At 63.4% G+C, this 22,667-nt stretch carries 17 protein-coding genes and 1 tRNA gene; 11 read left to right on the forward strand and 7 right to left on the reverse strand.

The window, feature by feature from the left end; all coding sequences use genetic code 11:
* Positions 1–27 precede the first annotated feature (27 nt).
* Entirely contained in the window at positions 28–1,134 is a 1,107-nt protein-coding gene (locus RCO31_RS04315; RefSeq protein ID WP_308966991.1) for an NAD(P)/FAD-dependent oxidoreductase, read from the reverse strand.
* Between the two features lie 205 nt (positions 1,135–1,339).
* Here RCO31_RS04315 and RCO31_RS04320 point away from each other — a divergent pair, with 205 nt between their 5' ends.
* The 4 genes from RCO31_RS04320 (at position 1,340) to RCO31_RS04335 (ending at position 7,067) form a co-directional block, all read left to right on the forward strand.
* Positions 1,340–3,979 (forward strand): EAL domain-containing protein, encoded by a 2,640-nt coding sequence (locus RCO31_RS04320; protein ID WP_308966992.1) that lies wholly within the window; start codon positions 1,340–1,342, stop codon positions 3,977–3,979.
* A 209-nt stretch (positions 3,980–4,188) separates the two neighbouring features.
* Positions 4,189–5,334, forward strand: coding sequence for an ABC transporter ATP-binding protein (locus RCO31_RS04325; RefSeq protein ID WP_308966993.1), 1,146 nt, complete (start codon positions 4,189–4,191; stop codon positions 5,332–5,334).
* A gap of 3 nt (positions 5,335–5,337) precedes the next feature.
* A complete protein-coding gene (locus tag RCO31_RS04330) occupies positions 5,338–6,252 on the forward strand; it encodes an ABC transporter permease (RefSeq protein ID WP_308966994.1) in 915 nt (304 codons plus the stop codon).
* A complete protein-coding gene (locus RCO31_RS04335; RefSeq protein ID WP_308966995.1) occupies positions 6,249–7,067 on the forward strand; it encodes an ABC transporter permease subunit in 819 nt (272 codons plus the stop codon). Before RCO31_RS04330 ends, RCO31_RS04335 begins: the two co-directional genes overlap by 4 nt.
* A gap of 37 nt (positions 7,068–7,104) precedes the next feature.
* Here RCO31_RS04335 and RCO31_RS04340 read toward each other — a convergent pair whose 3' ends face one another.
* A complete protein-coding gene (locus RCO31_RS04340) occupies positions 7,105–8,979 on the reverse strand; it encodes an AsmA family protein (protein WP_374991418.1) in 1,875 nt (624 codons plus the stop codon).
* A gap of 262 nt (positions 8,980–9,241) precedes the next feature.
* Between RCO31_RS04340 and RCO31_RS04345 the strand changes: the two genes are divergently transcribed.
* Together RCO31_RS04345 and RCO31_RS04350 are read left to right on the forward strand one after the other, a co-directional pair.
* Positions 9,242–9,949: a CoA transferase subunit A gene (locus tag RCO31_RS04345; protein ID WP_308966996.1), complete on the forward strand. Its 708-nt coding sequence runs from the start codon at positions 9,242–9,244 to the stop codon at positions 9,947–9,949.
* A gap of 24 nt (positions 9,950–9,973) precedes the next feature.
* Positions 9,974–10,624 carry a CoA transferase subunit B gene (locus tag RCO31_RS04350; protein WP_308966997.1) on the forward strand — a complete coding sequence of 217 codons (651 nt, stop codon included), beginning with the start codon at positions 9,974–9,976 and terminating at the stop codon, positions 10,622–10,624.
* 69 nt (positions 10,625–10,693) lie between these two features.
* On the opposite strand, the gene RCO31_RS04355 is transcribed toward RCO31_RS04350, so the two are convergent.
* The 3 genes from RCO31_RS04355 to RCO31_RS04365 form a co-directional block, all read right to left on the reverse strand.
* Complete coding sequence (locus RCO31_RS04355) at positions 10,694–12,358, reverse strand: iron ABC transporter permease (RefSeq protein WP_308966998.1); 1,665 nt, start codon at positions 12,356–12,358, stop codon at positions 10,694–10,696.
* Between the two features lie 94 nt (positions 12,359–12,452).
* Complete coding sequence (locus tag RCO31_RS04360) at positions 12,453–13,484, reverse strand: Fe(3+) ABC transporter substrate-binding protein (protein ID WP_308966999.1); 1,032 nt, start codon at positions 13,482–13,484, stop codon at positions 12,453–12,455.
* A gap of 244 nt (positions 13,485–13,728) precedes the next feature.
* Positions 13,729–16,623, reverse strand: a complete 2,895-nt coding sequence (locus tag RCO31_RS04365) for a PAS domain-containing protein (protein ID WP_308967000.1) — start codon at positions 16,621–16,623, stop codon at positions 13,729–13,731.
* A 306-nt stretch (positions 16,624–16,929) separates the two neighbouring features.
* Between RCO31_RS04365 and RCO31_RS04370 the strand changes: the two genes are divergently transcribed.
* The 4 genes from RCO31_RS04370 to RCO31_RS04385 all read left to right on the forward strand — a co-directional run bounded on the left by RCO31_RS04370 (position 16,930) and on the right by RCO31_RS04385 (position 18,704).
* The gene (locus RCO31_RS04370; protein ID WP_308967001.1) at positions 16,930–17,331 is read left to right on the forward strand and encodes a phasin family protein; all 402 of its coding nucleotides are present in this window, start codon (positions 16,930–16,932) and stop codon (positions 17,329–17,331) included.
* 234 nt (positions 17,332–17,565) lie between these two features.
* Positions 17,566–17,997: a phasin gene (locus RCO31_RS04375; protein WP_308967002.1), complete on the forward strand. Its 432-nt coding sequence runs from the start codon at positions 17,566–17,568 to the stop codon at positions 17,995–17,997.
* 156 nt (positions 17,998–18,153) lie between these two features.
* A tRNA-His gene (locus tag RCO31_RS04380) sits at positions 18,154–18,230 on the forward strand.
* Positions 18,231–18,383: 153 nt separating this feature from the next.
* Complete coding sequence (locus RCO31_RS04385; RefSeq protein WP_308967003.1) at positions 18,384–18,704, forward strand: DUF3551 domain-containing protein; 321 nt, start codon at positions 18,384–18,386, stop codon at positions 18,702–18,704.
* Between the two features lie 90 nt (positions 18,705–18,794).
* On the opposite strand, the gene RCO31_RS04390 is transcribed toward RCO31_RS04385, so the two are convergent.
* Complete coding sequence (locus RCO31_RS04390; RefSeq protein WP_308967004.1) at positions 18,795–19,070, reverse strand: metal-sensitive transcriptional regulator; 276 nt, start codon at positions 19,068–19,070, stop codon at positions 18,795–18,797.
* Between the two features lie 50 nt (positions 19,071–19,120).
* On the opposite strand from RCO31_RS04390, the gene RCO31_RS04395 reads away from it, so the two are divergent.
* Complete coding sequence (locus RCO31_RS04395; RefSeq protein WP_308967005.1) at positions 19,121–21,496, forward strand: heavy metal translocating P-type ATPase; 2,376 nt, start codon at positions 19,121–19,123, stop codon at positions 21,494–21,496.
* A gap of 239 nt (positions 21,497–21,735) precedes the next feature.
* Here the strand turns inward: RCO31_RS04395 and RCO31_RS04400 are convergent, their stop codons facing one another.
* Positions 21,736–22,665 (reverse strand): LysR family transcriptional regulator, encoded by a 930-nt coding sequence (locus tag RCO31_RS04400; protein WP_308967006.1) that lies wholly within the window; start codon positions 22,663–22,665, stop codon positions 21,736–21,738.
* Positions 22,666–22,667: the final 2 nt, after the last annotated feature.

A 22,667-nucleotide genomic window follows, 5' to 3' on the forward strand; every position in this document is an offset into this window, starting at 1 on the left:
CCGAGGCATAATCTTGCGCGGGCCGATTTATGCTGCCGCTGCAAGCTCGGCGACGTAATCGGCAATCGCAAGCGAGGAGGTCAGCCCGGGCGATTCGATGCCGAACAGGTTGATCAAGCCTGGGACGCCATGGTCCCGCGGTCCCTGGATCACGAAGTCTTGCGCGGCCACTGCTGGTGGCACGATCTTCGGGCGAATGCCGGCATAGGCCGGCACCAGAGATCCGTCCGGCAAGCCCGGCCAGTACTTGCGGATCGCCGGATAAAACAACTCCGAACGCTTCGGATCTACCGAATAGTCTATGTGGTCGATCCACTCGACGTCCGGTCCGAAGCGGGCGAGGCCCGCCATGTCCAGCGTGAGATGGACGCCCAGGCCGCCCGCAACCGGCACGGGATAAATCAGTCGCGAGAACGGCGAACGCGCCGTGCAGCCGAAATAGTTGCCTTTGGCAAGGTACGGTTTTGGAATGTGCTCTCCCGGCATGCCGTCGATCGCCCCTGCGATCTGTGGCGCGCTGTGCCCTGCCGCATTGATCAGCAGCCGACAACCGATCGTCATGGGCGTCTCGCCGCCGACGGCCAGCGTGATGCCGCCGCTTCTGCGTGCCGCGCGCTGCAGCGGCGCATGAAATGCGAACAGCGCGCCGGCGGCCTCCGCGTCGCCGCGCAATGCCAGCATGTAGGCGTGGCTATCGATGATCCCTGTGGACGGCGACAGCAGTGCGCCAACGCAGTTCAGTGCGGGTTCAAGCGCGCACGCCTCGGCATCGCTGATGACCTTCAGGTCAGCGACGCCATTCAGGCGTGCCCGCTCGGCGATCGAGGCTAGCCGTTCGCGCTCCTCGCCTGTCGTCGCGACGATCAGCTTGCCGCACTTGCGGTGCGGTACGCCGTGCTCTTCGCAGTAATGGTACAGTGCGGCGCGGCCGCTGACGCAGAAGCGCGCCATCAGGCTGTCGCGTGGATAGTAGATTCCGGCGTGGATCACCTCGCTGTTTCGCGAAGATGTCACTGTGCCGATCTCGCCTTCAGTTTCGAGAACGACGACCTCGCGTCCCTCGCCGGCGAGCCGCCGGGCAATGGCGAGGCCGATCACACCAGCTCCGGCAACGACACACTCGACGTGATCCATCAATGCATATTCCGCAATGCTCAGGGTTTGCTACGGGTTCGGCTCGACCCTGCATAGGCCAGTCGTTTACGCCCTGTTAGCCATCGTAATCTGATAGGGATCAATTTATTCAACTTCTGCGACCGTTCGCGGGCAAATTTACCCGATTAAAAGGTACGGACGCCGACAATGAATATGCCAACTCGGCAACATTGTCATAGCGGTCATGCAGGATTGGATTGTCAGGTACGAGCGGAGTCTCGCGGGGCTTGTAACATGCATCGGCGCGTCGGTGTGGTTCAGCTCGGCCGCGCACGCGTTCGACCTCGCGCGCTCCTACACCCTGACGATCTGGGAATTGATCGCTGCGGCCGGAATTCTGGCAGCATTCTTCGTTTCTGTTCTGATCTGGATCTATTCCGCCCATCGCCGTCTGAAATTGCGTCAGCGTCGCCGGGCGAAATTCGCCTCGTCCGCGCTCAACAACATGCCGCACGGCATCGTCATGGTCGATGCGCGCCGACGCATGGTCTTCTGCAACGATCGATACCTGGAGATCTACCGCTTGTCGCGGTCGGAACTTCGCAATCGCATGCCGTTCTCCGAGGTCCTGGCGCTCCGCAAGGCGCGCGGCACTTTTGACGGCGATCCGTATGTTGAGGCGCGCCCCGGAGAGGCCCCCGACAACTACATCCGCGACATCGACGACGGCCGCGCGATCAAGGTGTCACGGCGGTGGCTGCCGGGCGGCGGCTTCATCACCGTCCACGAGGACTTCAGCGAGCAGCGGACATTGTCGCGCCAGCTTGCCACGACCAAGAGCTTCCTGGAATCGGTGATCGACAACATCCCGGTCTGTGTTGCCGTGAAGAACATCGACGACGGCAGATACGTCCTTGCCAACCGGGCTTTCGAACAGTTCAGCCGCTTTGCGCGTCGGAAGATCGTCGGCCATCGCGCCGAAGAGATTTTCACACCGCAATCGGCCAAAGCAGTCGTGCAGGCGGATGAAGAAGCGATCGCTTCGCCGAGCGGCGATCTCAGCATGGAAGTCGTCGTCGAGCGTGGATCGCAGAGGCGCGTGCTCGGTGCGCGTCGTGTGGTCGCCCGCGACGAAACCGGCGACCCGAAGTTTCTGATCACGCTGTTCGAGGATGTGACCGAGCAGCGCGGGCTGTCGAAGGAGGTTGAAGAGACCAAGAAGTTTCTCGAGCTCGTGCTCGACCATATCCCGACCTCGGTGGCGGTCAAACGCGTCGACGATCGCAAGTATGTGCTTGTCAACCGCCACGCCGAGAAGTTCATGGGGCGGTCGCGCCAGCAGATGATCGGGCAAAGGATCGAGAATTTCGATTCGAAGGACCGTGCGACGTTCATCAATCACCGCGACAGTACGGCGATCCGCATGAAGGGCGAGGTCATCAGCGAGGAATATCCGGTGCCGTCGGAAGCCGGGTTGCGTCTCTACATGTCCCGCCGCGTCGCCATTCTCGATGACAAGGGCGAGCCGCAATACCTGATTCAGACCAACGAAGACGTCACCGACCGCCGCCAGACCGAGTCGCGGATGGCGCATATGGCATATCATGACGGCCTGACCGATTTGCCCAACCGGGTCGCGTTCGTGCAGGCACTGTCGCAGATGATCGATGCCTGCGCCGGATCGGACGAGTTCGCCGTGCTGTCGATCGATCTTGACCGGTTCAAGGAGGTCAACGACGTCTTCGGTCACGAGGTCGGCGACAAGCTGCTGGTCGAGGTCTCGCGCAGAATCCAGCTTGCCGCGCAAGGAGCGGTGGTTGCGCGGCTTGGCGGCGACGAGTTTGGTCTGATCATCGACGGCGTGCAGCCGGCGGCGGGCAAGGCCCTCGCCGAGCGGCTGATCGAGACGATGCAGACGGAATTTGTCATCGACCAGAAGATCATCCACATCGGCGTTACGGCCGGTGTTGCGCTGTTTCCGCATAACGGGAGCGTCCCCGCAGCGCTGTTGGCGAATGCCGACGTCGCCTTGTTCCGTGCGAAGGCGCAAGCCCGCGGTTCGGTTTGCGTGTTCGAGGCGGAGATGGACCAGCAGATCCGCGACCGGCGTGCGATGCATCACGAACTGTCGCAGGCCATCAAGAACGGCGAACTGACGTTGAACTATCAGCCGCTGGCCAAGATCGGCAAGGACGTGGTCGGATTCGAGGCGCTGGTGCGATGGAATCATCCGACCCGAGGCATGGTATCTCCGGGTGTGTTCATTCCGCTGGCCGAGGAGAGCGGCCTGATCGTCGAGATGGGGCAGTGGATTTTGCAGGCGGCCTGCAGGGAAGCTGCATCTTGGCCGCGGCCGCTGCAGATCGCGGTGAATCTCTCGCCGGTGCAGTTCCTGCACGGCGACCTGGTTTCGCTGGTTCACTCGATCCTGCTCGAGACCGGCCTGTCGCCGGGGCGTCTCGAGCTCGAGATCACCGAAGGTGTCCTGATCGGCGATTTCGATCGCAGCCTGGCGCTGCTGCGTCGGCTGAAGGCGCTTGGCGTGCGTATCGCGATGGACGATTTCGGCTCGGGCTATTCCTCGCTGTCCTATCTGCAGTCGTTTCCATTCGACAAGATCAAGATCGACCGCGAGTTCGTCATGAATCTCGGCCGCAATGCGCAGTCGGCGGCAATCATTCGCGCGGTCATTGGCCTCGGTCACGGTCTCGACGTGCCGATCGTCGCCGAGGGCGTCGAGACCCAGGAGCAGCTCGCCTTCCTCGCAAGCGAATCCTGCGACCAGGTTCAGGGATATTTCATCGGCAAGCCGGCGCCGATCCAGCAGTATGCCGAGCTCGTCGGGCACAGCCGTGGTACAGGCGGCATACGCCGGATCAGCTGACACCGGTGCCGCCCCGGCGCCACTCCTGTGCCTGTCTACAGCGCATGCCGGACCGTTGCGTTGCGCAGCCGGCGGAAAGCATCGAGCAGCCGACAAGTTTGCCGGGCAAATCCTGTGGCCGCGCCGGTCGATGCGGTTGAGTGGCCGTTTATTCGCCGCTACCAATTGGCCGCGGCAGCAGCTGTCGTTGCCGTGCGGGACAGACAAGAATGGTTCAGGATTTGCCCTCGGCGGAGGCGCCGGCTGCAGACAAATCCGGCGGTGAAGACAAGCCGCTGTTGCGCATTGCGTCGGTGAGCAAGCGGTTCGGCGGCGTGCGCGCCGTCGACGACCTGTCCCTCGATATCCGCTCCGGCGAATTCTTCGCGCTGCTGGGGCCGTCGGGGTGCGGCAAGAGCACCCTGTTGCGGATGCTCGCCGGTTTCGAAACGCCCGACGCAGGCCGCATCCTTCTTGATGGCGCCGACATCGTAGCCGTCCCGCCGCATCAGCGGCCGATCAACATGATGTTTCAGAACTACGCGCTGTTCCCGCATCTCGACGTTGCGGGCAACATCGCCTTCGGTCTGAAGAGGGCGGGCATGCGGCGTGCCGACATCGGGACCCGTGTCGCCGAAATGCTGGCGTTGACGCAGCTGCAAGGGCTTGAGCGACGGCGGCCGGACCAGTTGTCCGGCGGCCAGCGCCAGCGCGTGGCGCTCGCACGCTCGTTGGCGCTTCGCCCGCGCATGCTGCTGCTCGACGAGCCGCTCGCTGCCCTCGACCGCAAGCTTCGCGCAAGCACGCAGGCAGAGCTGCAGGAGGTGCAGCGCAGGCTCGGCACCACCTTCATCATCGTCACGCACGATCAGGACGAGGCGATGACCGTGGCCGACCGCATTGGCGTGATGAACGGTGGCCGCCTCATCCAGGTTGCGAGCCCGCGCGAGCTCTATGAGACGCCGAATTCGTCCTGGGTCGCAAGCTTCGTCGGCGACGTCAATTTTATCGACGGTCTCGTAGTATCGCAGAAGGGCAGTCTTCTCACGCTGCGGACCGAGGAGGCCGGCACCGTCATCGTGACCAGCACGATCCGGCCGGTCGCCGGCATGACGGTGCAGATCGCGATCCGGCCGGAGAAGATCCGGATCTCGTCCGAGACCGCGTCGGGCGAAATCGCCAACGCGTTGCGCGGCGAGATCGTCGAGGTCAACTATCTCGGCGGCGTCTCGGTCTATTCGGTGCGGCTGTCGTCTGGCTCGCTGATGCGGGTGACAGCAGCCAATCTGGTTCGTTCGGAGACCGGCTTTTTCGCGCCGGGGCAGCGCGTGTCGCTGTCGTTTTCTCCTGACGCCTGCATCGTGCTGGACAAGTGAGCCATGAGCGCGAGCCGCAATTTCGCCCGCCCGGCGCGCATCGCCGCGATCGCCCCCTATCTCTGGATGGTGGTCTTCTTTCTGGTGCCGTTTGCGTTCATCCTGAAGATCAGCCTGTCGCAGACCGCGATCTCGCAGCCGCCCTACGAGCCCGTGTTCGAGCTTGCACACGGCTGGCAGGGCCTGAAGGCCGCCGTCGGCCAACTCTCGATCGAGAACTTCCGCCTGCTTGCGTCCGACAATCTCTATGTGCTGTCGTATCTGCGCAGCGTCGCCGTGGCGGCGGTCTCCGCGCTCATTCTCGTGGTGCTCGGCTATCCGCTCGCTTATGGCATGTCGCGGCTGCCGCGCGGCTGGCAGCGAGTGGCGATCCTGGCGGTGATCGTGCCGTTCTGGACTTCGTTCCTGATCCGCATCTACGCCTGGATCAACGTCCTGCAGCGCGACGGCTTGCTGAATGACGTGCTGGTCGCGCTGAAGATCGTCAGCGCGCCGGTCGCGTGGCTGTCGACCGACACCGCAATGTACATCGGCATCGTCTATTCGTACCTGCCGTTCATGGTACTGCCGCTCTATGCGACGCTGTCGAAGATGGACACGTCGTTGCTGGAAGCCGCCGCCGACCTCGGCTGCTCGCGCTCACGTGCGTTCTGGCTCGTGACCTTTCCGTTGTCGCTACCCGGCATCGGTGCAGGCGCATTGTTGTGCTTCATCCCGATCATCGGCGAATTCGTGATCCCCGATCTGCTCGGCGGTTCCGGCCAGATGATGATTGGACAGACCCTGTGGGCGGAGTTCTTCACCAACCGTGACTGGCCGGTGGCGTCGGCCATCGCGGTTGTGCTGCTGCTTGTGCTGCTGGCACCGCTCATCGTTTACGACCGGCTGCAGCGCAGGCAGCTCGAGGTGCAGTCATGAGCGGGCGTCCGCTCACGCGACTGTCGCCGTTCAACATGGTGTCGCTGGCGCTCGGCTTCGCCTTTCTCTACCTGCCGCTCGTCATTCTCGTCGTCTTTTCGTTCAACGCGTCGCGGCTGGTGAGCGTTTGGGGAGGATGGTCGCTCCGCTGGTATGCGGAACTCCTGAACGACCAGGCGATGCTCGAGGCGGCGTGGATGAGCCTGCGTGTCGGCGTCAGCTCGGCGACGCTCGCCACCGTTCTCGGCACGATGGCGGCCGTCGCCCTGTCGCGCGGCAGCGATTTTCGCGGACGAACGCTGTTCTCAGGCATGCTGCATGCACCGCTGGTGATGCCCGAGGTCATTACCGGCCTGTCCTTGCTGCTGCTGTTCATTGCCGCCGGGGCCGAGCGCGGCTTCTGGACGGTCACGGCTGCACACACCACGCTGACGATGTGCTTCGTCGCAGTCATCGTGCAGTCCCGGCTCAATGGCCTTGACCGCAGTCTCGAAGAAGCTGCGATGGACCTTGGCTGCTCGCCCCTGCGCGCGTTTTTCGCCGTCACATTGCCGATGATCATGCCAGCGATCGCGGCAGCGTGGATGCTGGCGTTTACCCTGTCGCTCGATGACCTGGTGATCGCGAGCTTCACCACCGGTCCTGGTGCTTCGACGTTGCCGATCCGGATCTATTCGGAAGTGCGGCTCGGCGTGAAGCCGCAGATCAACGCCATCTGCACGCTCATGGTCGCGTTCGTCGCGCTCGTGATCGTCGTTGCCTCGCTTGTGTCGAAACTGTCGGAGGCGAAGAGCGGCAGCGCCGCGCCACTGTAGACCAGACGATGGCGGTGACTGCGCGCCGTTCGACGAGCTATTCCGTGCTCTTCTCAGCCGGCGCTGTGCCGGAACGCTGGCCGCCTGTGAGCCGCTCGATCGCCGATTTGACGGCGTCCCGCGCGCGCCGGTCGCGCACCGCATCCAGCAGCGGAGCAGAGGCGGGCGAGCGCCGCAGCAGGCTTTCGGAGTCGGGCAGGATCAGCGGATCGTCCCACGGCCCCTGGATGACAAACGGCAGTTCGAACGGGCGCGCAGCGCCAGCGGCGGAGACCAGGGTTGCGACCCCCTTCAGATCGAACTCACGCGAGGGGATCGATGCCGCGCCGGTCAGTGCCAACTGCACGGTCGGGCCGTCGAGGCGCACGTCTTCGGTGGTCGCTATGCCGTCGTTGAGCCGCAAGGCAACGTTGAGCGTGTCAAACGGTGTTCGGCCGGAGCGGAAATCGCCGGCACCGGACAGCGGTCGCCGTTCGAGCCGCTTGAGCAGCTGTTCGACGTTGAAGCCGGTGAGGGCGCCGTCCCTGCCGGTCAGGGTTGCCCGCCCGTCGAGCGACTGGGCGAGCCCGAACGGATTGGCGCCCACGGCCTCCAGCGTAACACCGAGCGTTCCTTTGCCCGCAATGCGGCGCATGCCGAACAGTTCGCCAAGGCAGGTTTCGAGGTCGACGTCGAGCAGTTGAAACTGGGCCCTGACGCCGGCATTGGCGTCGGCGCGGGTGACGTTGAACGAACCTTTGGCGACGCCGCCGAACACCTGCGCCTCGCCGACGCTCAGCATCAAGGCGCCATCGCGAACGTTGAGGCCGAGCGCGGTACGGCCGATCCTGGTCTTGCCGACCGTCATCCGCGCGGCCGAGAGCCGCAAGTCGAGATCGTTGCCGGACAGGCCGCTCAAATCGAACGGCTGCCTGTTCCAGTCGCGTGAGCCGCCGGTCACCATGCGGATCGTCGAAATGTAAGGCGTGATATCGAGCGTATCGGCCGCGAGCGTCCCGTGCAGCGTCTGCCGCCCGTTGCTACCATAGCTCATCACCCCTTCGGCGACATTGCCGTCGAGTTCGACATTGACGTTGGCGAGCGCGATCGACGTCTCAGTTGCGTTGGCGCGTGCCTTCAGCGAGAAGCGGCCAAATCCTGCGCCGGCAGGCAGATCGTGTCCGGCCCATCGCAGTGCGTCGCGCAGCGACGCCGAATCGACCGTCAGGTTGCCGTCCAGCGCAAGGTTCGTGCGATTGGTGATAGTGCCATCGAATGCGATCTTGACGGGCGCGCTTGAGAAACGGGCGCGCAAGCCAGAACGCTCGCCGGACAGCGCCGAGGCGAAGTTGGCGATGCTCATGCTGCCATCGATCCGTTCGCCGCGCCAATTGAAGTCGCCCGTCGCTGCGAACGAGCGCGAAATCGACGGCCACGCGAGCGACACGTCGATGTCGGCGATGACCTCGCTCAGGCCGCGCACATCGTCCTGATAGGTCAGGATTCCGTTCTTGATGCGGACTTCCGAAAACGAGACCGCACTTACGCCAGCCTTCGATTGCCCCTCCAGCCGCTCGATCAACGGCTCCCAATTCGACAAGCCGTCCGCTCCACGTCGGACAGTGATGCGCGGGTCGGTCAGAACGAGGTCGGCGATTTCGAATCGGCGCAGCACCAGCGCCAGCATTCGCAGGTTCGCGGTCAGCTCTTGGATGCTCAGCACCGCCTCGCCTGGGCCGCCGAGCCTGACGTCGCGATATGTGACGGTTGGCGTGGGAAAAAGCGAGACGGAGGTCTGGCCGGCAGTCAACTCCATGCCCGTGGCGGCGCGCACCTGCGCTTCCACCGCAGCCCGCACGGCGTCGCGATCGAGCAGCAGCGTGACCGATCCTGCGGCGAGCAGTGCCACGGCGACGAAGGCTGTGATCGACACTCCCAGACGTTTCAGTCCATGGGGTATTGGCAAAGGGTATCCTGAAAGATCACTGAGAAATGAGCGGCGCGAGATTCCAGAAGCGCGTCGATTTTCCAGCAACTTGGTCGCTTTTCTTGACGCTTTCAAGGCCGGCAGCCGCAAGCCCTAGCGATCATTGACGCCCATTTGGAAAACCGCCTAATAGAGCGGATCAGGGCATCGCCATCGCCCGACGGCAGTTGGGTTTTTCCGTCTTGCTTACAGTCTTGGGTTTCCAGCCATGAACAAGGTTTATCCGGACGCCAAATCGGCGCTCGCAGGCTTGCTGAAGGACGGCATGATGATCATGTCCGGCGGGTTCGGACTTTGCGGGATCGCGGAAGCGCTTTCCGACGCGATTCGCGAATCCGGCGTTAAGAATTTGACCGTGGTCTCCAACAACGCGGGCGTGGACGGGATAGGCCTCAGCCGGCTCCTGGAGACGCGGCAGATCAAGAAAATGATCGCGTCATATGTCGGCGAGAACAAGCTGTTCGCCCAGCAGTATCTGTCCGGAGAGCTGGAATTGGAGTTCAACCCGCAAGGCACGCTCGCTGAACGCATCCGTGCCGGTGGCGCGGGAATTCCGGCCTTCTTCACCAAGACGGGCGTCGGCACGCTGATCGCCGAGGGCAAGGAGGTGCGTGAGTTCGACGGCGAAAAGTACGTGATGGAGCGCGGGCTGTTCGCCGATCTCGCGATCGTCCACGCATGGAAGGGGGATACGGCCGGAAATCTCGTCTTCCGCAAGACCGCGCGAAACTTCAATCCGATGATGGCGACGGCCGCCAAGGTCACCGTCGCTGAGGTCGAGCACCTCGTGCCGGCCGGCGAGATCAATCCCGATCATATCCACACGCCCGGCGTGTTCGTGAAGCGCATGATCGAGGTCGGCACCGCCAACAAGCGCATCGAGTTCCGCAACACGCGCCCGCGGCCTGCGGCATAACGAACGATCTTTAAGGAGGTCATGATGGCCTGGACTCGCGAACAGATGGCGGCCCGCGCGGCCAAGGAATTGCGCGACGGCTACTATGTCAACCTCGGCATCGGCATTCCGACGCTGGTGTCGAACTACATCCCGAACGGTATCGATGTTCAGCTTCAGAGCGAGAACGGTATGCTCGGCATGGGCCCGTTCCCCTATGAGGGCGAAGAAGACGCGGACCTGATCAACGCCGGCAAGCAGACGGTCAGCGAACTGCCGTCGACCAGCTACTTCTCCAGCGCCGATTCGTTCGCGATGATCCGCGGCGGCCACATCGACCTGTCGATCCTCGGCGGTATGCAGGTTGCCGAAAACGGCGATCTCGCCAACTGGATGGTGCCCGGCAAGATGGTCAAGGGCATGGGCGGCGCGATGGATCTCGTCGCCGGCGTCAAGCGCGTGCTGGTGGTCATGGAGCACGTCGCCAAGGACGGACCGAAGCTGCTGCATCGCTGCACGCTGCCGCTGACCGGTGCGAATGTGGTGGACATGGTGGTGACCGACCTCGGCGTGTTCACCATCGACAAGCACGGCGACGGTGGCATGGCACTGATCGAGCTTGCCGATGGCGTGACGCTCGACCAGGTGAAATCGAACACCGAGGCGTCGTTCCGCGTCGCATTGTCGAATACCTGAGGTGTCGATGCCTGCTCCCGTAGGAGCTGCGAGCTTCGAGCCGCTTCAGCGGGTGCTGACCGCCTTTCTCTAGGCGGGCCCGTTCGGCACGTCGGCAAAGCGCGTGAGCCAGATCACCGGCACGATGCTGGCCGCCACGATCATGAGCGCGGCAAGCGATCCCTGCTCGAAGCTGCCGCGGCTTGCGAACTGATAGATCGAGGTCGAGAGCGTTTCCACGTTCAAAGGGCGCAACAGCAGTGTCGCCGGCAGCTCTTTCAGGCAATCGACGAACACCAGAATAGCCGCCCCCCACAGCGCCGGCCGCAGCAGCGGCAGATAGATCGCCCGCACACACGTCCATTCGGATGCGCCTGCGACCTTGGCACTGTCATCGTAGTCGCGGGGAATGCGTTCAAATCCGGCCTGGGTCAGTCCGGTGGCGACGGCCATGAAGCGGATGGCATAGGCGATGACGACCGCGGCGCTCGATCCGGCAAGCAGCAGGCCCGGCGCCGCGGCGCCCAGTCCGCGAGCGGCAGCGTTGATCGCATTGTCGAACGCTACAAGCGGCGCCAGCAATCCAAGCGCCAGGATCAGGCCGGGCACGGCATATCCTGCTTGCGAAGCGCCGATGCTCGCCAGCGTTGCCGTGCTGTCCCGCCAGCGGTTGGCGACGTTTGCTGTCAGGCCAAGCAGCAACACGATTACTGTCGCCGTCAGGGCAAGCACGACCGAATTGCCCATCGCCTCCGCAAGGCCGGCGTCAATGCCGCCGATCAGGCTGCGCTCGATGCTTTCGCGCAGCAGATAGGCGAACGGAAGGATGAATCCGAACAGCGGGGGGATGACACACGAGGCGCAGGCGAGCCATCCGGCGGCGCCTGACAGCCGCTTCCGCTCGGCAATGCGCGGGCTTTCGGCGGCGGCCGTGAATGCCCGCTGCCTGCGACCGTAACGCTCCAGCAGCACCAGCGCCGCGACCACGAACAGCATCAGGCAGGATATCTGCGCGGCGCCCGCAAGGCTCCCCTGGTTGAGCCATGTGGTGAAGATCGACACCGTCATGGTACGCACGCCGAGATACTCGGACGCGCCGATGTCATTCAGCGTTTCGAGCAGAACCAGTGCGAGCCCGACGGCGAGCGCGGGGCGGGCCATCGGCAGGGAAACGCGGCAGAACTCCTGCCACCGTCGCGCGCCGAGCAGCCGCGCCGCCTCGGCGAATTCGGCGCTCTGGGTCTGAAACATGGCGCGCGCAGACAGGTAGACGTAAGGGTAGAGCACGAGGCCGATGATGACGATGGCGCCGGGGAGCGACCGCATGGACGGGAGCAGCGTCAGCGCCTGCTGCGGCGGCAGCCACGCCGACAATACGTTGTGGGCGACGCCAAGCGGTTCGAAGATGTCGACGTAGACGTACGCGCCGATATACGTCGGTATGGCCAGCGGCAACGGTAGCAGCCAGATGAGATATGATCGGCCCGGAAAGTCGAACGACGAAATGATCCACGCGGCTCCGACGCCAAGTGCTGCGGCGATAGCACCGACGCCAAGCAGCAGCAGCATGGTGTCGAGCGCGGCGCGCGGCAGCACATAGGCGAGCAGGTGCGGCCAGAGGTCCGCCGCAGGCTGCATCGCCGTGAGCGCGATGCTGATGACCGGAACGATGACGGCAATTCCCGTCAGGACCGCAAGCAAAGAGGCGAACTGCTCGGCAGCGCGCGACGCGATCGGACGGGTTTGATAACTCACAAGACGTTCCGGCAGCCGGTGCGGTCCGGCTCAAGCGACCGCACCTCGTTAGCGAAGAATGACGCGGCGCATGGTGCCCGCCGCGCGACAGCAATCAATTATCGAAGCCGACCTTGTCGACCAGCGTCGAAGCGGCCTTGCGGTGCTCGGCGATCTTGGCGATCGGCATCGGATCCGGATTGAGGGTGCCGTAGCCCGCGATCGTCGGATTGACCGCCACACCCGCGCGCACCGGATACTCGTAGTTCATGTCGGCGTAGATCTGCTGTGCCTTGCCTTCCGCGAGCCACTCGATCAGCTTCATCGCGTTGGCCTTGTTGGGCGCATGCTTGGCGAGCACCACGCCGGAAAGGTTCACATGAGTGCCGCCGCCGGCGAAGGTCGGCAGCATGACCTTGGTCGCTTCCGCCCAAGGCTTCTTGTCGGCCTCGACGTTGTTCATCAGCGCCCAATAGTAGGTGTTGCCGATGCCGATATCGCACTTGCCGGCCGCGACATCGCGCGCGGTCTCGCGGTCGCCGCCGGAGGGCTTCTGCGCAAGGTTCGCCTTCACGCCCTTGAGCCATTCTTCGGCTTTCGCCTCGCCGTACTTGGCGACAAAGGCTGCAAAGAGCGCGTTGTTGTAGATGTGCTGTCCCGAACGGATGCAGATCTTGCCCTTCCATTTCGGGTCGGCGAGCTCTTCGTAAGAGATCGTGTTCTGCTTCACGCGATCCTTCGACGCGTAGACGACGCGTGCGCGCATCGAGACGCCATACCAGTGCCCGTTCGGGTCGCGAAAGTGCGCGGGGACGATCTCATCGAGCTTGTCCGACTTGATGGGCTGCGAGACCTCCGCCTTCACGGCGTCATCCAGCCGGCCGATATCGACCGTCAGCAGCACGTCGGCGGGGCTGTTGGCGCCTTCGGACTTGATGCGCTGCTCGAGGCCCGAACTCGCAGAGATCACGTTCACCTTGATGCCAGTGTCCTTGGTGAAGGCGTCGAACAACGGCTGGATCAGTTTGGTTTCGCGATATGTGTAGACGTTGACTTCGCCGGATTGTGCGAGCGCCGAAGCGGAACTGAGGGCGATGATGCTGGCGACGCCAGCGGCGGCGACGGAAATATCGCGAATGCGGGACATGCAGATGCTCCGGAATGTGAAAGTCTCGGGGCTTGCTTCCAGGCCGATCGGAAGCAAGTCATTGTTTGCGTTCTGTAGCCCAGAAAGGGCGTGAAAGGCTGCGTTGGAAGGTCGCGACGCGAGCTCTTTTAGATCGATTCCAGTTTAGGATGATTCCAAATTGGGTCGGAGGCGATCCCTTTCCCGGAATCGTGCCCGCGGATCGTCGAGCGCTGGAGTCTGATCCAGCCGCGCCGGCCCAGACCTAGCCGGCAAGGGCGCGAACGTTGGCGAACACGACCTCGATCAGCGTGCCGGAATTCTCCGTCGACTTGATCTGAAACTGCGCCCGGTTGGCCTCAGCGAGTGCGCGCGCCAGCGACAGATCAATGGCGCTCCGATCGGTCGCGCCTGCGCGGTGCGAACCCATCGCTGACGCCAGCTCGGTCTCGCTCAATCCGCGTCCGGTGTCCCGCACGCGCAGGATCGCGCCGCCATTATCGGCAGGTGCCGTCGACACGATCACTTGTCCACCGGCTTTTGAGCAGCGGATCGAACTGGTGACGATGTTCATCGTGATCTGGCGCAGCGCCTGCGTATCGGCGGTCACCGGCGGCAACCCATGCGCGAGCGAGGTGCGGATGATGACGCGCTCGCGGTTGGCCTGCGGCTGCAGCACGCCGACACATTGCTCCACCATCTCGTTCAGGTTCTGGCTGACGAGCTTGAGGTCGACATTGCCGGTCTCGATGCTCGAAATATTCACGATATCGTCGAGGATCGCGATCGCGCGCTCGGCAGACGCGCGAATGTCTTTCAGGTACTCGATGTAGCGTTCGTTGCCCACCGGTCCAAAGCGTTCCTCGATCATCACGTTCGCAAAGCCGAGGACGGTGTTCAAAGGGCCGCGAATTTCGTGGCTGATGCTCGTAAGGGCGTCGGACTTGGATGCGGTCGCGCGCTCCGCCTTACGCCGGGCGTTCAGCAGGTCCTGTTCGTTCTTCTTCAGCTGCGACAGGTCGCGGAACACGGCGAAGTAACGTTCGCTGTCGGCGCCGATTCGCCCCATCGTCATGGACAGAGGGATGAAGCCGCCGGCGCGCTCGCGGCCAAGCACCTCCCGCCCGTGATCGAGCGGACTTGCGCTGCTCGGCCGCTCGAGGCTCTCGAAATATTCGAGCACGACCGCTTGGCTTTCGGCCGCAAACAGATCGGCGAAGTTGAGGGCGCGGAGATCAGCGGCAGGCGTTCGGAACAGCGTCTCCGCGCTGCGGTTGCAGGAAATGATGGCGCCCGAGCGGTCGAACAGCACGATGCCGTCGGTGGCGGTCTCAACCATCGCTTCAAAGGCATCGTCGGCCTGCGCCGGCGCTGCTGCGAAGGGTTGCGGGGCAGGCTCGGGTGCTGCAGCCGGCAGAGCCTGTGCCGTGACCGGCGCCGTTTGCAGAATCAGCGCGTGCGCGGTCTCACCGCTCCAGGAAATCGAAAACAGCTTGGCATCGGCGGGCGAGCGATCCTCTGCAGACGGCGCGATCTTCAACGGAACGCCTTCGTCGGCAGCGCCGCGGGAGGCGGCAGGTGGTGGCTCCACATAGAGGGCGTCGAGACCACCGGCCTCCTGCAAGGCAGCGAGGCTCTCGAATCCGATGCGATCGAGAAAAGCGCGGTTGGCGTAGAGCAGGCGGTCGAGCCGATAGACCAGCACACCGGCTGGTACGAGGTCGAGCAGCACGCGGTCCCTGGCGCTGTCTGCGCGCGGCAGTACCGGCTCTGCCTTGAGCCAAGCCGGCTGCTCCGGCTTGGCTGAGTTTGCCTTGTCCCCGTCAAGCGAGTCACGCTTGTCCGCGGCCTCCGGCTTGGCCGGCTCAGGTGTCTCCGGCAGCTTCTTGCTGTCTTCCAGTCCTTGCGTCAGGCGGCGGGCGATCTCATCGAAAGCGTGGTTCTCAACCGCGCTCAGCGACGGTCCCCGCGTATCGTTCGCCAGCGGAAACAGCACGACATTCTGTGGAGGTTCCACGATCTTGGCCTCTCCTTGGGAAGGGCTTTCCGGCGCAACAGGCGTCGCGGCGGTGGATGTCGAATTCTCGGATGGTGTGGAGACCGGCTGCGCGACCGGATCATTCGCAGCGGGTGCATCGACGTTGTCGGCCGGCAGGGCGGCCGGGCGGTAGATGCCGAAGCCGCGAAAGCCCGCAAAGTTGCGCGCGCCGTCGAAGACAGGCATGCCGGAAAGCTCGATCGGGCCGTGCCTGCCCAGCCCTGCGAGCGGCCATTGCACCGCCACGCCACTGAAGGTCTCTCGTTTGGCGATCGCTTGGGCGATGCGCCCGTTCGGATCGAGCGCAAGCATTTGCGCCATGTCGTTCCAGGCCAGCCCCTGGGCCAGCGCCGAGCGCTCGCCGGCAATGCGAAGGAATTCGTCGGAGATCAGCGAAAATCGGCCCGCGGCATCGATCTGCCAGACGAACCGGAGCGGATCGGGCGCGTCTGCCGGATCACTCGCCGATGCGGGTCCTTCGTCGTTCCCGTCGGCGTGTCCGCTCGGCGCCGACGCGATCAGTTCGGCGGCTTTGTCTCGGTCAATCTCGCCTGCCGAAGGAGCAGACGTCTCCGCCGGCAAATCCGTGTCGGGACTTTTGCTAACTCTGTCCGCGCCGGCTGTTTGTGGCGCGGGCGAAGACGTCTGCGCGAGGGGCTCGTCAGTCGAAGGCTCGTTCGGCATGCGGTCGCTGGTCTCGATCGGGTTTGCCATGATCGGCGGCGGCGCGGCGGTCACGGCCATCCGGGTGGACGACTCCATGGCGATGAGAAGAAGCGCGGTCTCGCCATCCGGCATCTCGAACCGCGAGCAGGCGCACGTCATCAACTGGCCCAGCCGTGCACCGAAGCCGCGTAACCGCTCGAGTCGCGGCGCGCCGTTGGGGGCAAGCCGCTTTACGAGCTGAGCGACCTGACGGCGATGCAAATCGGCGGGGCTGCGCTCCTTTTCGAGCAGGCGCGGGTCTGCAATGCCGAGCGCCGCCGCGGCGCTGGCGTTGCACCACAGGATGCGACCGCCGTCGCTGGACCATAGCCAGGCCGGTTGCGGACTCGCGACGTACGGCGCCAGCCGCGGGTCGCGAAGTGGCATCGGCTGGAACTTGCGGTCATCCATCGGCATTGAGGAATGATTGAAGCATCCCGATCTTCATAAATGCCTGTCTGGCCGGTGCAAACAGGCCAGAGCCCGTAAGTTGTTAGTAGTCGCCTTGTTGTGGTTGCCGACGGCGGCGAGCGGCATGGATTGTGCAAGGCAGCGTTCCTTTCGCATTATGCATTCGGTCCGTGAATCGATCGCGAATCGCATGTCGGCGTCACGATGCGATCAAGAGACGCACGTAGGTTTTCGGGGTAGGGCATCGACAGCGGCCGTGAAGGGCCGGACGATGGCCAGGGACAGTGAAACGCCAGCAGAGGAGCTTGGCTCATGAACCAGCATGATGGGCGCGATCGTTTCGAGAGTCCAAAGAACTTCGACATTCCTCAGAACATGAAGGAATTCGCCGAAGCGGGTTTCGACCAGGCCCGCAAGGCGTTCGAGAACTTCATGAGCGCGGCGCAAAAGACCGCCAGCACGTTCGAGGATCAGGGTGCGGCCGCGCAGGCGAACGCGAAAGAGATCAGCGGCAAGGCGGTCGCTTACGCCGAAGCCAACATCAAGGCCTCGCTCGACTATGCCGAGCGACTGCTCAAGGCGAAGGATATGCCGGAAGTGCTCAAGCTGCATGCTGAGCACGTGCAGAACCAGATGCGGGCACTCGCTGACCAGGCAAGCGATATGGGACAGACGGTGGCCCGGGCCGCCATGGACGCGACGAAGCCGAGATAGGCTGGACACCGGCCCGGGCGCGCGGACCTTGGGCTAACGGACCCCTCCGGTCCCTTGCAACGCGAGTGGGGGGTCGAGCGCAGGGTTCTGCGGCGCAATATTAATATTGCGTCGCACAAGAATTCGGGTATAATTCAAGCGGAATTGAAGTAACTCTGGGCCGTCGCCGCCGTCGGCTTGGTTGAACGTCTTACGCAGTCCCCGTTCCACTCCAGATGTGAAAAGTGATCCGCTATGGCCCAGTCGCAAGACCCGTTTTCCACTGTCGTCCCGTTCGAAGTGCCCGGCTCCATCCGCGAATTCGCTGAGAAAGGCGTCTCGCAGGCCCGCGAGACCTATGAAAAATTCAAGGACGTCGCCCAGTCGAGCAACGAAACCATCGAAGCCGTTTATGCATCCGCAGCCAAGGGCGCTTCGGACTATTCCAGCAAGTTGATCGATATCGCGCGTGCGAATACCAACGCCGCCTTCGACCTTACCGAAAAGCTCGTTGCGGTGAAATCGCCGTCCGACGTGTTCTCGATCTGGACGGATTACGCGCGCAGCCAGTACGAGGCGATGACGTCGCAGGCCAGGGAGTTGACCGAACTCAGCCAGCGGGTTGCGAACGAGACCGTGGAGCCGATCAAGACGGCGTCCTCGAAGGTGTTCAACAAGGTCGCCTGATCCGCCGCACCGGCCCAGAAATTCTCGACCAGGCCCGGCTGTCGCCGGGCCTTTTGGTGTCGGGCTCCGAACAAACAGCCTCGATTTGGCGTCTTGCCAAAGCGGGGCGTTGCTCATAGTTTCCGGCCGCTTGCAGCCTTTGATCGGCTCAATTGTGCAGTTGTAGCTCAGTTGGTTAGAGCGCCTGTCTGTGGAACAGGAGGTCGGTGGTTCGAGCCCACCCAACTGTACCACTCCTTTCCTCTTCGTCTGCCCTTCGTCCGCGGTTGCGCGCGCCTGACGCCAAAGTGATTGCCGCGGGTTGAAATTCTCGTCGAATCCGCCGACTAAGCGATGGGACGGTTCGTATCTGCCTCGGTTGGATCGAGGCTGAAAAGGAATGAATCATGCGCAAGTCGATCGTCACCCTGAGCCTGCTCGGAGCCGTCCTGGGCCTCGCAAGTGTCTCCGCTGAAGCCGCGCCCCGTGGCCCCGCCAGATTCTATGACCAGCATGGCGGCTTCCGGGGCTATGCTTGGTGCCTGCAGCAGGGCCTGGAAATCTTCGACTGCAACTATTTCAACAAAGCCCAGTGCGACATGTCGGCGTCGACCCGGCGTGTGTGGTGCGTGCAGAATCCGTTCGCGGTGGTGCAGGGTTTCCAGGGCGGCTACGGCCAGACCATAGCGCCAATCGCAAGGAAGAAGGTGCGGCGTCAGGTTTACTGACGGACTGCCCGGTCCGTCGCTTCGCCGTCCCGTCTGCTGCCAGCCAGCTTGAATGGCCGTCCGGCTGCATGTTGCGGCCGGACGCGCGCTTTACCGATCCGCACGGCTGACGACCGCCATCAGCTCGGCGATCTTCCTGCGCTGCTCTTCAGCGTCACCTGATGCGATCGCGTGGTCCACGCAGTGCGCGACGTGATCCCGCAGGATTTCCTCCTCGACGCGGCGAAGCGCCGTTCGCGCGGCCGCAATCTGCGTGACAATGTCGATGCAATAGCGATCCTCATCGACCATGCGCGTCAGTCCGCGCACCTGGCCTTCGATCCGCTTCAGCCGTTTCAGGCATGACGCCTTGATGTCTTTGCGCATGCCGCCTATATACCCCCACAGGGTATCATATGCAAGTGCGAGAGACAGGGATGAAGGATCAAACGACACCAGGTCACTGTGCGCACTCTGCGCATGATCATCCCCACTGCGGACATTCGGCGCCTCCGAAGGCGATCGATCCCGTCTGCGGTATGACTGTCGATCCGGTGAGTGCGAAGCACCGCTTCGCCTATCGCGGCGAGGACCATGTCTTCTGCAGCGCCGGCTGCCGGACGAAGTTCGAGGCAGATCCCGAGAGGTATCTCGCGCGGAATAAGGCAGGGAGCGCGCCGAAGACACATCCGTCCCCGGAGCAAGCGGACGCCATCTATACCTGTCCGATGCATCCCGAGGTGCGGCAGGTCGGCCCCGGCAATTGTCCGATTTGCGGCATGGCGCTCGAGCCTGAGACCGTCACCCTCGACGACAGGCCGGATCCCGAACTCATCGATATGACGCGGCGCTTCTGGGTTTCGCTGGTGCTGACGCTGCCGCTGTTCGTACTGGAAATGGGACAGCATCTCAGCGGGAGCCACTGGCTCGACCCGCAACTGTCCAATCTGATCCAGCTGGCGCTCGCGACTCCGGTCGTCATTTGGGCTGGCTGGCCGTTCTTCGTGCGTGGTTGGCAATCCCTTGTTTCGCGCAATCTCAACATGTTCACGCTGATCGCGCTCGGCACCGGCGTCGCCTGGGTTTACAGCGTGGTTGCGGTCGCTGCTCCGCAGTTGTTTCCGCCCGCTTTCCGCGACGCGCACGGCGCAGTCGCGGTTTACTTCGAGGCGGCGGCCGTGATCACCACCCTGGTACTGCTCGGCCAGGTGCTCGAGTTGCGCGCGCGGGCGAAGACGTCGGGCGCGATCAAGGCGCTGCTCGGCCTTGCGCCGGTGATCGCGCGACGCGTGACCGATCACGGCGATGAGGATATCCCGCTCAAGAGCGTCAACGTCGGCGATCGTCTGCGCGTGCGCCCCGGCGAGAAGGTCGCGGTCGACGGCGTCATCACTGAAGGCCGTTCGTCGATCGACGAGTCGCTGGTCACTGGCGAATCCATGCCGCTGACCAAGGCGGCGGGCGACAAGGTGATCGGCGGCACCCTCAATCTCAGTGGCGGTTTCGTCATGCGCGCCGAGAAAGTGGGCTCGGATACCTTATTGGCGCGCATCGTCGGTATGGTCGCCCGCGCGCAACGGTCGCGCGCACCGATCCAGCGCCTGGCCGACCAGGTCGCTGGCTGGTTCGTGCCGGCGGTGATCGCCGTCGCCCTTGCTGCGTTCGCCGCGTGGGCGATTTTCGGGCCGGAGCCTCGCTTCACCTACGCGCTCGTTGCCGCCGTCACCGTTCTGATCATTGCTTGCCCCTGCGCGCTTGGTCTGGCGACGCCAATGTCGATCATGGTCGGAGTCGGGCGTGGTGCGCGCCTCGGAATCTTGATTCGCGATGCCGACGCGCTGCAGCGTCTCGAGACGGTCGATACGCTCGTTATCGACAAGACCGGCACCCTGACCGAAGGCAAGCCGAAAGTTGTCGCGATCGATGCGATCGGTGAGTTTGACGAGGCGCGCTTGCTCGCGTGGGCCGCAAGCGTCGAGCGCGCGAGCGAGCATCCGCTGGCGGCGGCGATTGTCGCGGCAGCCAAGGAGCGAGGTCTTGTGCTGACCGACGTTCGCGACTTTGATTCGCCCACGGGCAGGGGAGCGCGTGGTTTCGTCGACGGCCATGACGTGATCGTCGGCAATGCGTCGTATCTCGGCGAGAATGGTGTTGAGGTGGACAGCCTGCGCGATGCGACCCAGACGCAGCGCGCGACCGGCGCGACCGTCGTCTTCGTTGCTGTCGATCGGCAACTGGTCGGGCTGATCGCGATTGCTGATCCCATCAAACCGACCACGGCGGACGCGCTGAAGGCCCTGTCCGCGGACGGTATCCGTCTCGTCATGCTGACAGGCGACAATGCGGTGACGGCGCAGGCGGTGGCGCGACGGCTCGGTATCGACGAAGTTGAGGCCGACGCTTTACCGGAACAGAAGAGCCTGATCGTCGAACGATTGCGTGCGTCCGGCCGCAAGGTCGCGATGGCAGGGGACGGCGTCAACGACGCGCCGGCGCTGGCGGCGGCCGATGTGGGCATCGCCATGGGCGGCGGCACTGACGCTGCGATCGAAAGTGCCGGTGTGACACTTTTGCGCGGGGACCTGAGAGCGATCGTCGCGGCGCGCAATCTGTCGCGCGCGACCATGCGCAACATCCGCCAGAACCTTGCTTTCGCCTTCGCCTACAACGCGGCCGGAGTTCCGGTTGCCGCTGGCGTTCTCTATCCGCTGCTTGGCATTCTGCTGTCGCCAATGATTGGTGCAGCGGCGATGGCGCTGTCGTCCGTCAGCGTAATCGCGAATGCGTTGCGGCTGGCGCGCGTACGACTTTAGGATCGGGCCGGATATTGGAACAATTAAAAAAAAGCCGGGCAAAGGCCCGGCTTTTGCAGTTGTGGCCACGAGAGGCCGACACAATCACCTTCCAAGAGGGATAACTGAATTGTTGAAGCTGCAGGAGGAGGGGGACAATGCGCAGCTTCAACCGCTCAGCTTCTGAGCACTATGGCTGAAGCGAGCCATGTGCAGCAAGCAGGGCCGCCGCATGTCAGAGGCCCGTAAAATGCAAGCTATTACTCTTTAGGGGGCCAGCGTTGCGCCTTGCTCACGATGAAGTCGCGGAAGACCTGAACGCGCGCGACTGATTTCAACTCTTCCGGATAGACGAAATAGGTATCGATCTGGATCGAGTCCTTTTCCTCGAACAGTTGAACCAGCCCGTGGCGCTCTTCAACGAGGTAGTCCGGTAGCGCGGCGACACCGAGGCCTTGCTGGCACGCACGTGCAAGTCCCAGCATGTGATTGACCTTGAAGTAAGCTTCGCGAGGCCCCTTGCCGTTGCGGCCGGCCTCGATCAGCCAATAGCGATTCTGCATGTGCGCGGGTGCGTGAAGGTCGCTCAGCACGATCAGCCGATGATTGTCGAGATCCTCAAGCGTGCGCGGCGTTCCCATCCGCTTGATGTATTCCGGCGAGCAATAGGCGTGATAACCGATCGAGAACAGTTTGCGCTGGATCAGATCCGGTTGCGTCGGCTTGCGCACGCGGATCGCCACGTCGGCCTCGCGCATCGACAGATCCAGTTCCTGGTCCGTCACCATCAGCTGGATGCGAATGTCCGGATAAAGCTGAGTGAATTCACCGAGCCGCGGGATCAGCCAGTGAATGCCGACGCCAGGAGTTGTCGTTACCTTCAGTTCTCCGCTTGGCCGTTCACGGCTGTCGGTCAGCTTCGCGCGCGCAGCTTGCAGCTGCATAAAGACATCGTGGGCGGTGCGGAACAGCAGGTCACCCTGTTCGGTGAGGATCAGTCCACGCGCGTGCCGATGAAACAGCGAAACCGAGAGTTCCTGCTCGAGCGCACTGACCTGACGCGACACCGCCGATTGCGACAGGCCGAGCTGCTCGCCGGCATGCGTAAAGCTGCCGGCCTCCGCGGCTGCGTGAAAGACTTTTAGCTTGTCCCAATCCATATCCGAAAATCCGTTTCGTGCCCTGATCATGA

This window comes from Bradyrhizobium sp. LHD-71 (assembly GCF_031157255.1).
Taxonomy (GTDB): Bacteria; Pseudomonadota; Alphaproteobacteria; order Rhizobiales; family Xanthobacteraceae; genus P52-10.

Excerpts from the sequence above, each read along its gene's own strand:
- RCO31_RS04325 (WP_308966993.1), top strand. The coding sequence starts at position 4,189 with ATGGTTCAGGATTTGCCCTCGGCGGAGGCGCCGGCTGCAGACAAATCC.
- RCO31_RS04365 (WP_308967000.1), bottom strand. The coding sequence starts at position 16,623 with ATGCCGATGGATGACCGCAAGTTCCAGCCGATGCCACTTCGCGACCCG.
- RCO31_RS04330 (WP_308966994.1), top strand. The coding sequence starts at position 5,338 with ATGAGCGCGAGCCGCAATTTCGCCCGCCCGGCGCGCATCGCCGCGATC.
- RCO31_RS04370 (WP_308967001.1), top strand. The coding sequence starts at position 16,930 with ATGAACCAGCATGATGGGCGCGATCGTTTCGAGAGTCCAAAGAACTTC.
- RCO31_RS04385 (WP_308967003.1), top strand. The coding sequence starts at position 18,384 with ATGCGCAAGTCGATCGTCACCCTGAGCCTGCTCGGAGCCGTCCTGGGC.
- RCO31_RS04390 (WP_308967004.1), bottom strand. The coding sequence starts at position 19,070 with ATGCGCAAAGACATCAAGGCGTCATGCCTGAAACGGCTGAAGCGGATC.
- RCO31_RS04400 (WP_308967006.1), bottom strand. The coding sequence starts at position 22,665 with ATGATCAGGGCACGAAACGGATTTTCGGATATGGATTGGGACAAGCTA.
- RCO31_RS04375 (WP_308967002.1), top strand. The coding sequence starts at position 17,566 with ATGGCCCAGTCGCAAGACCCGTTTTCCACTGTCGTCCCGTTCGAAGTG.
- RCO31_RS04320 (WP_308966992.1), top strand. The coding sequence starts at position 1,340 with ATGCAGGATTGGATTGTCAGGTACGAGCGGAGTCTCGCGGGGCTTGTA.
- RCO31_RS04345 (WP_308966996.1), top strand. The coding sequence starts at position 9,242 with ATGAACAAGGTTTATCCGGACGCCAAATCGGCGCTCGCAGGCTTGCTG.
- RCO31_RS04395 (WP_308967005.1), top strand. The coding sequence starts at position 19,121 with ATGAAGGATCAAACGACACCAGGTCACTGTGCGCACTCTGCGCATGAT.
- RCO31_RS04360 (WP_308966999.1), bottom strand. The coding sequence starts at position 13,484 with ATGTCCCGCATTCGCGATATTTCCGTCGCCGCCGCTGGCGTCGCCAGC.
- RCO31_RS04350 (WP_308966997.1), top strand. The coding sequence starts at position 9,974 with ATGGCCTGGACTCGCGAACAGATGGCGGCCCGCGCGGCCAAGGAATTG.
- RCO31_RS04315 (WP_308966991.1), bottom strand. The coding sequence starts at position 1,134 with ATGGATCACGTCGAGTGTGTCGTTGCCGGAGCTGGTGTGATCGGCCTC.
- RCO31_RS04335 (WP_308966995.1), top strand. The coding sequence starts at position 6,249 with ATGAGCGGGCGTCCGCTCACGCGACTGTCGCCGTTCAACATGGTGTCG.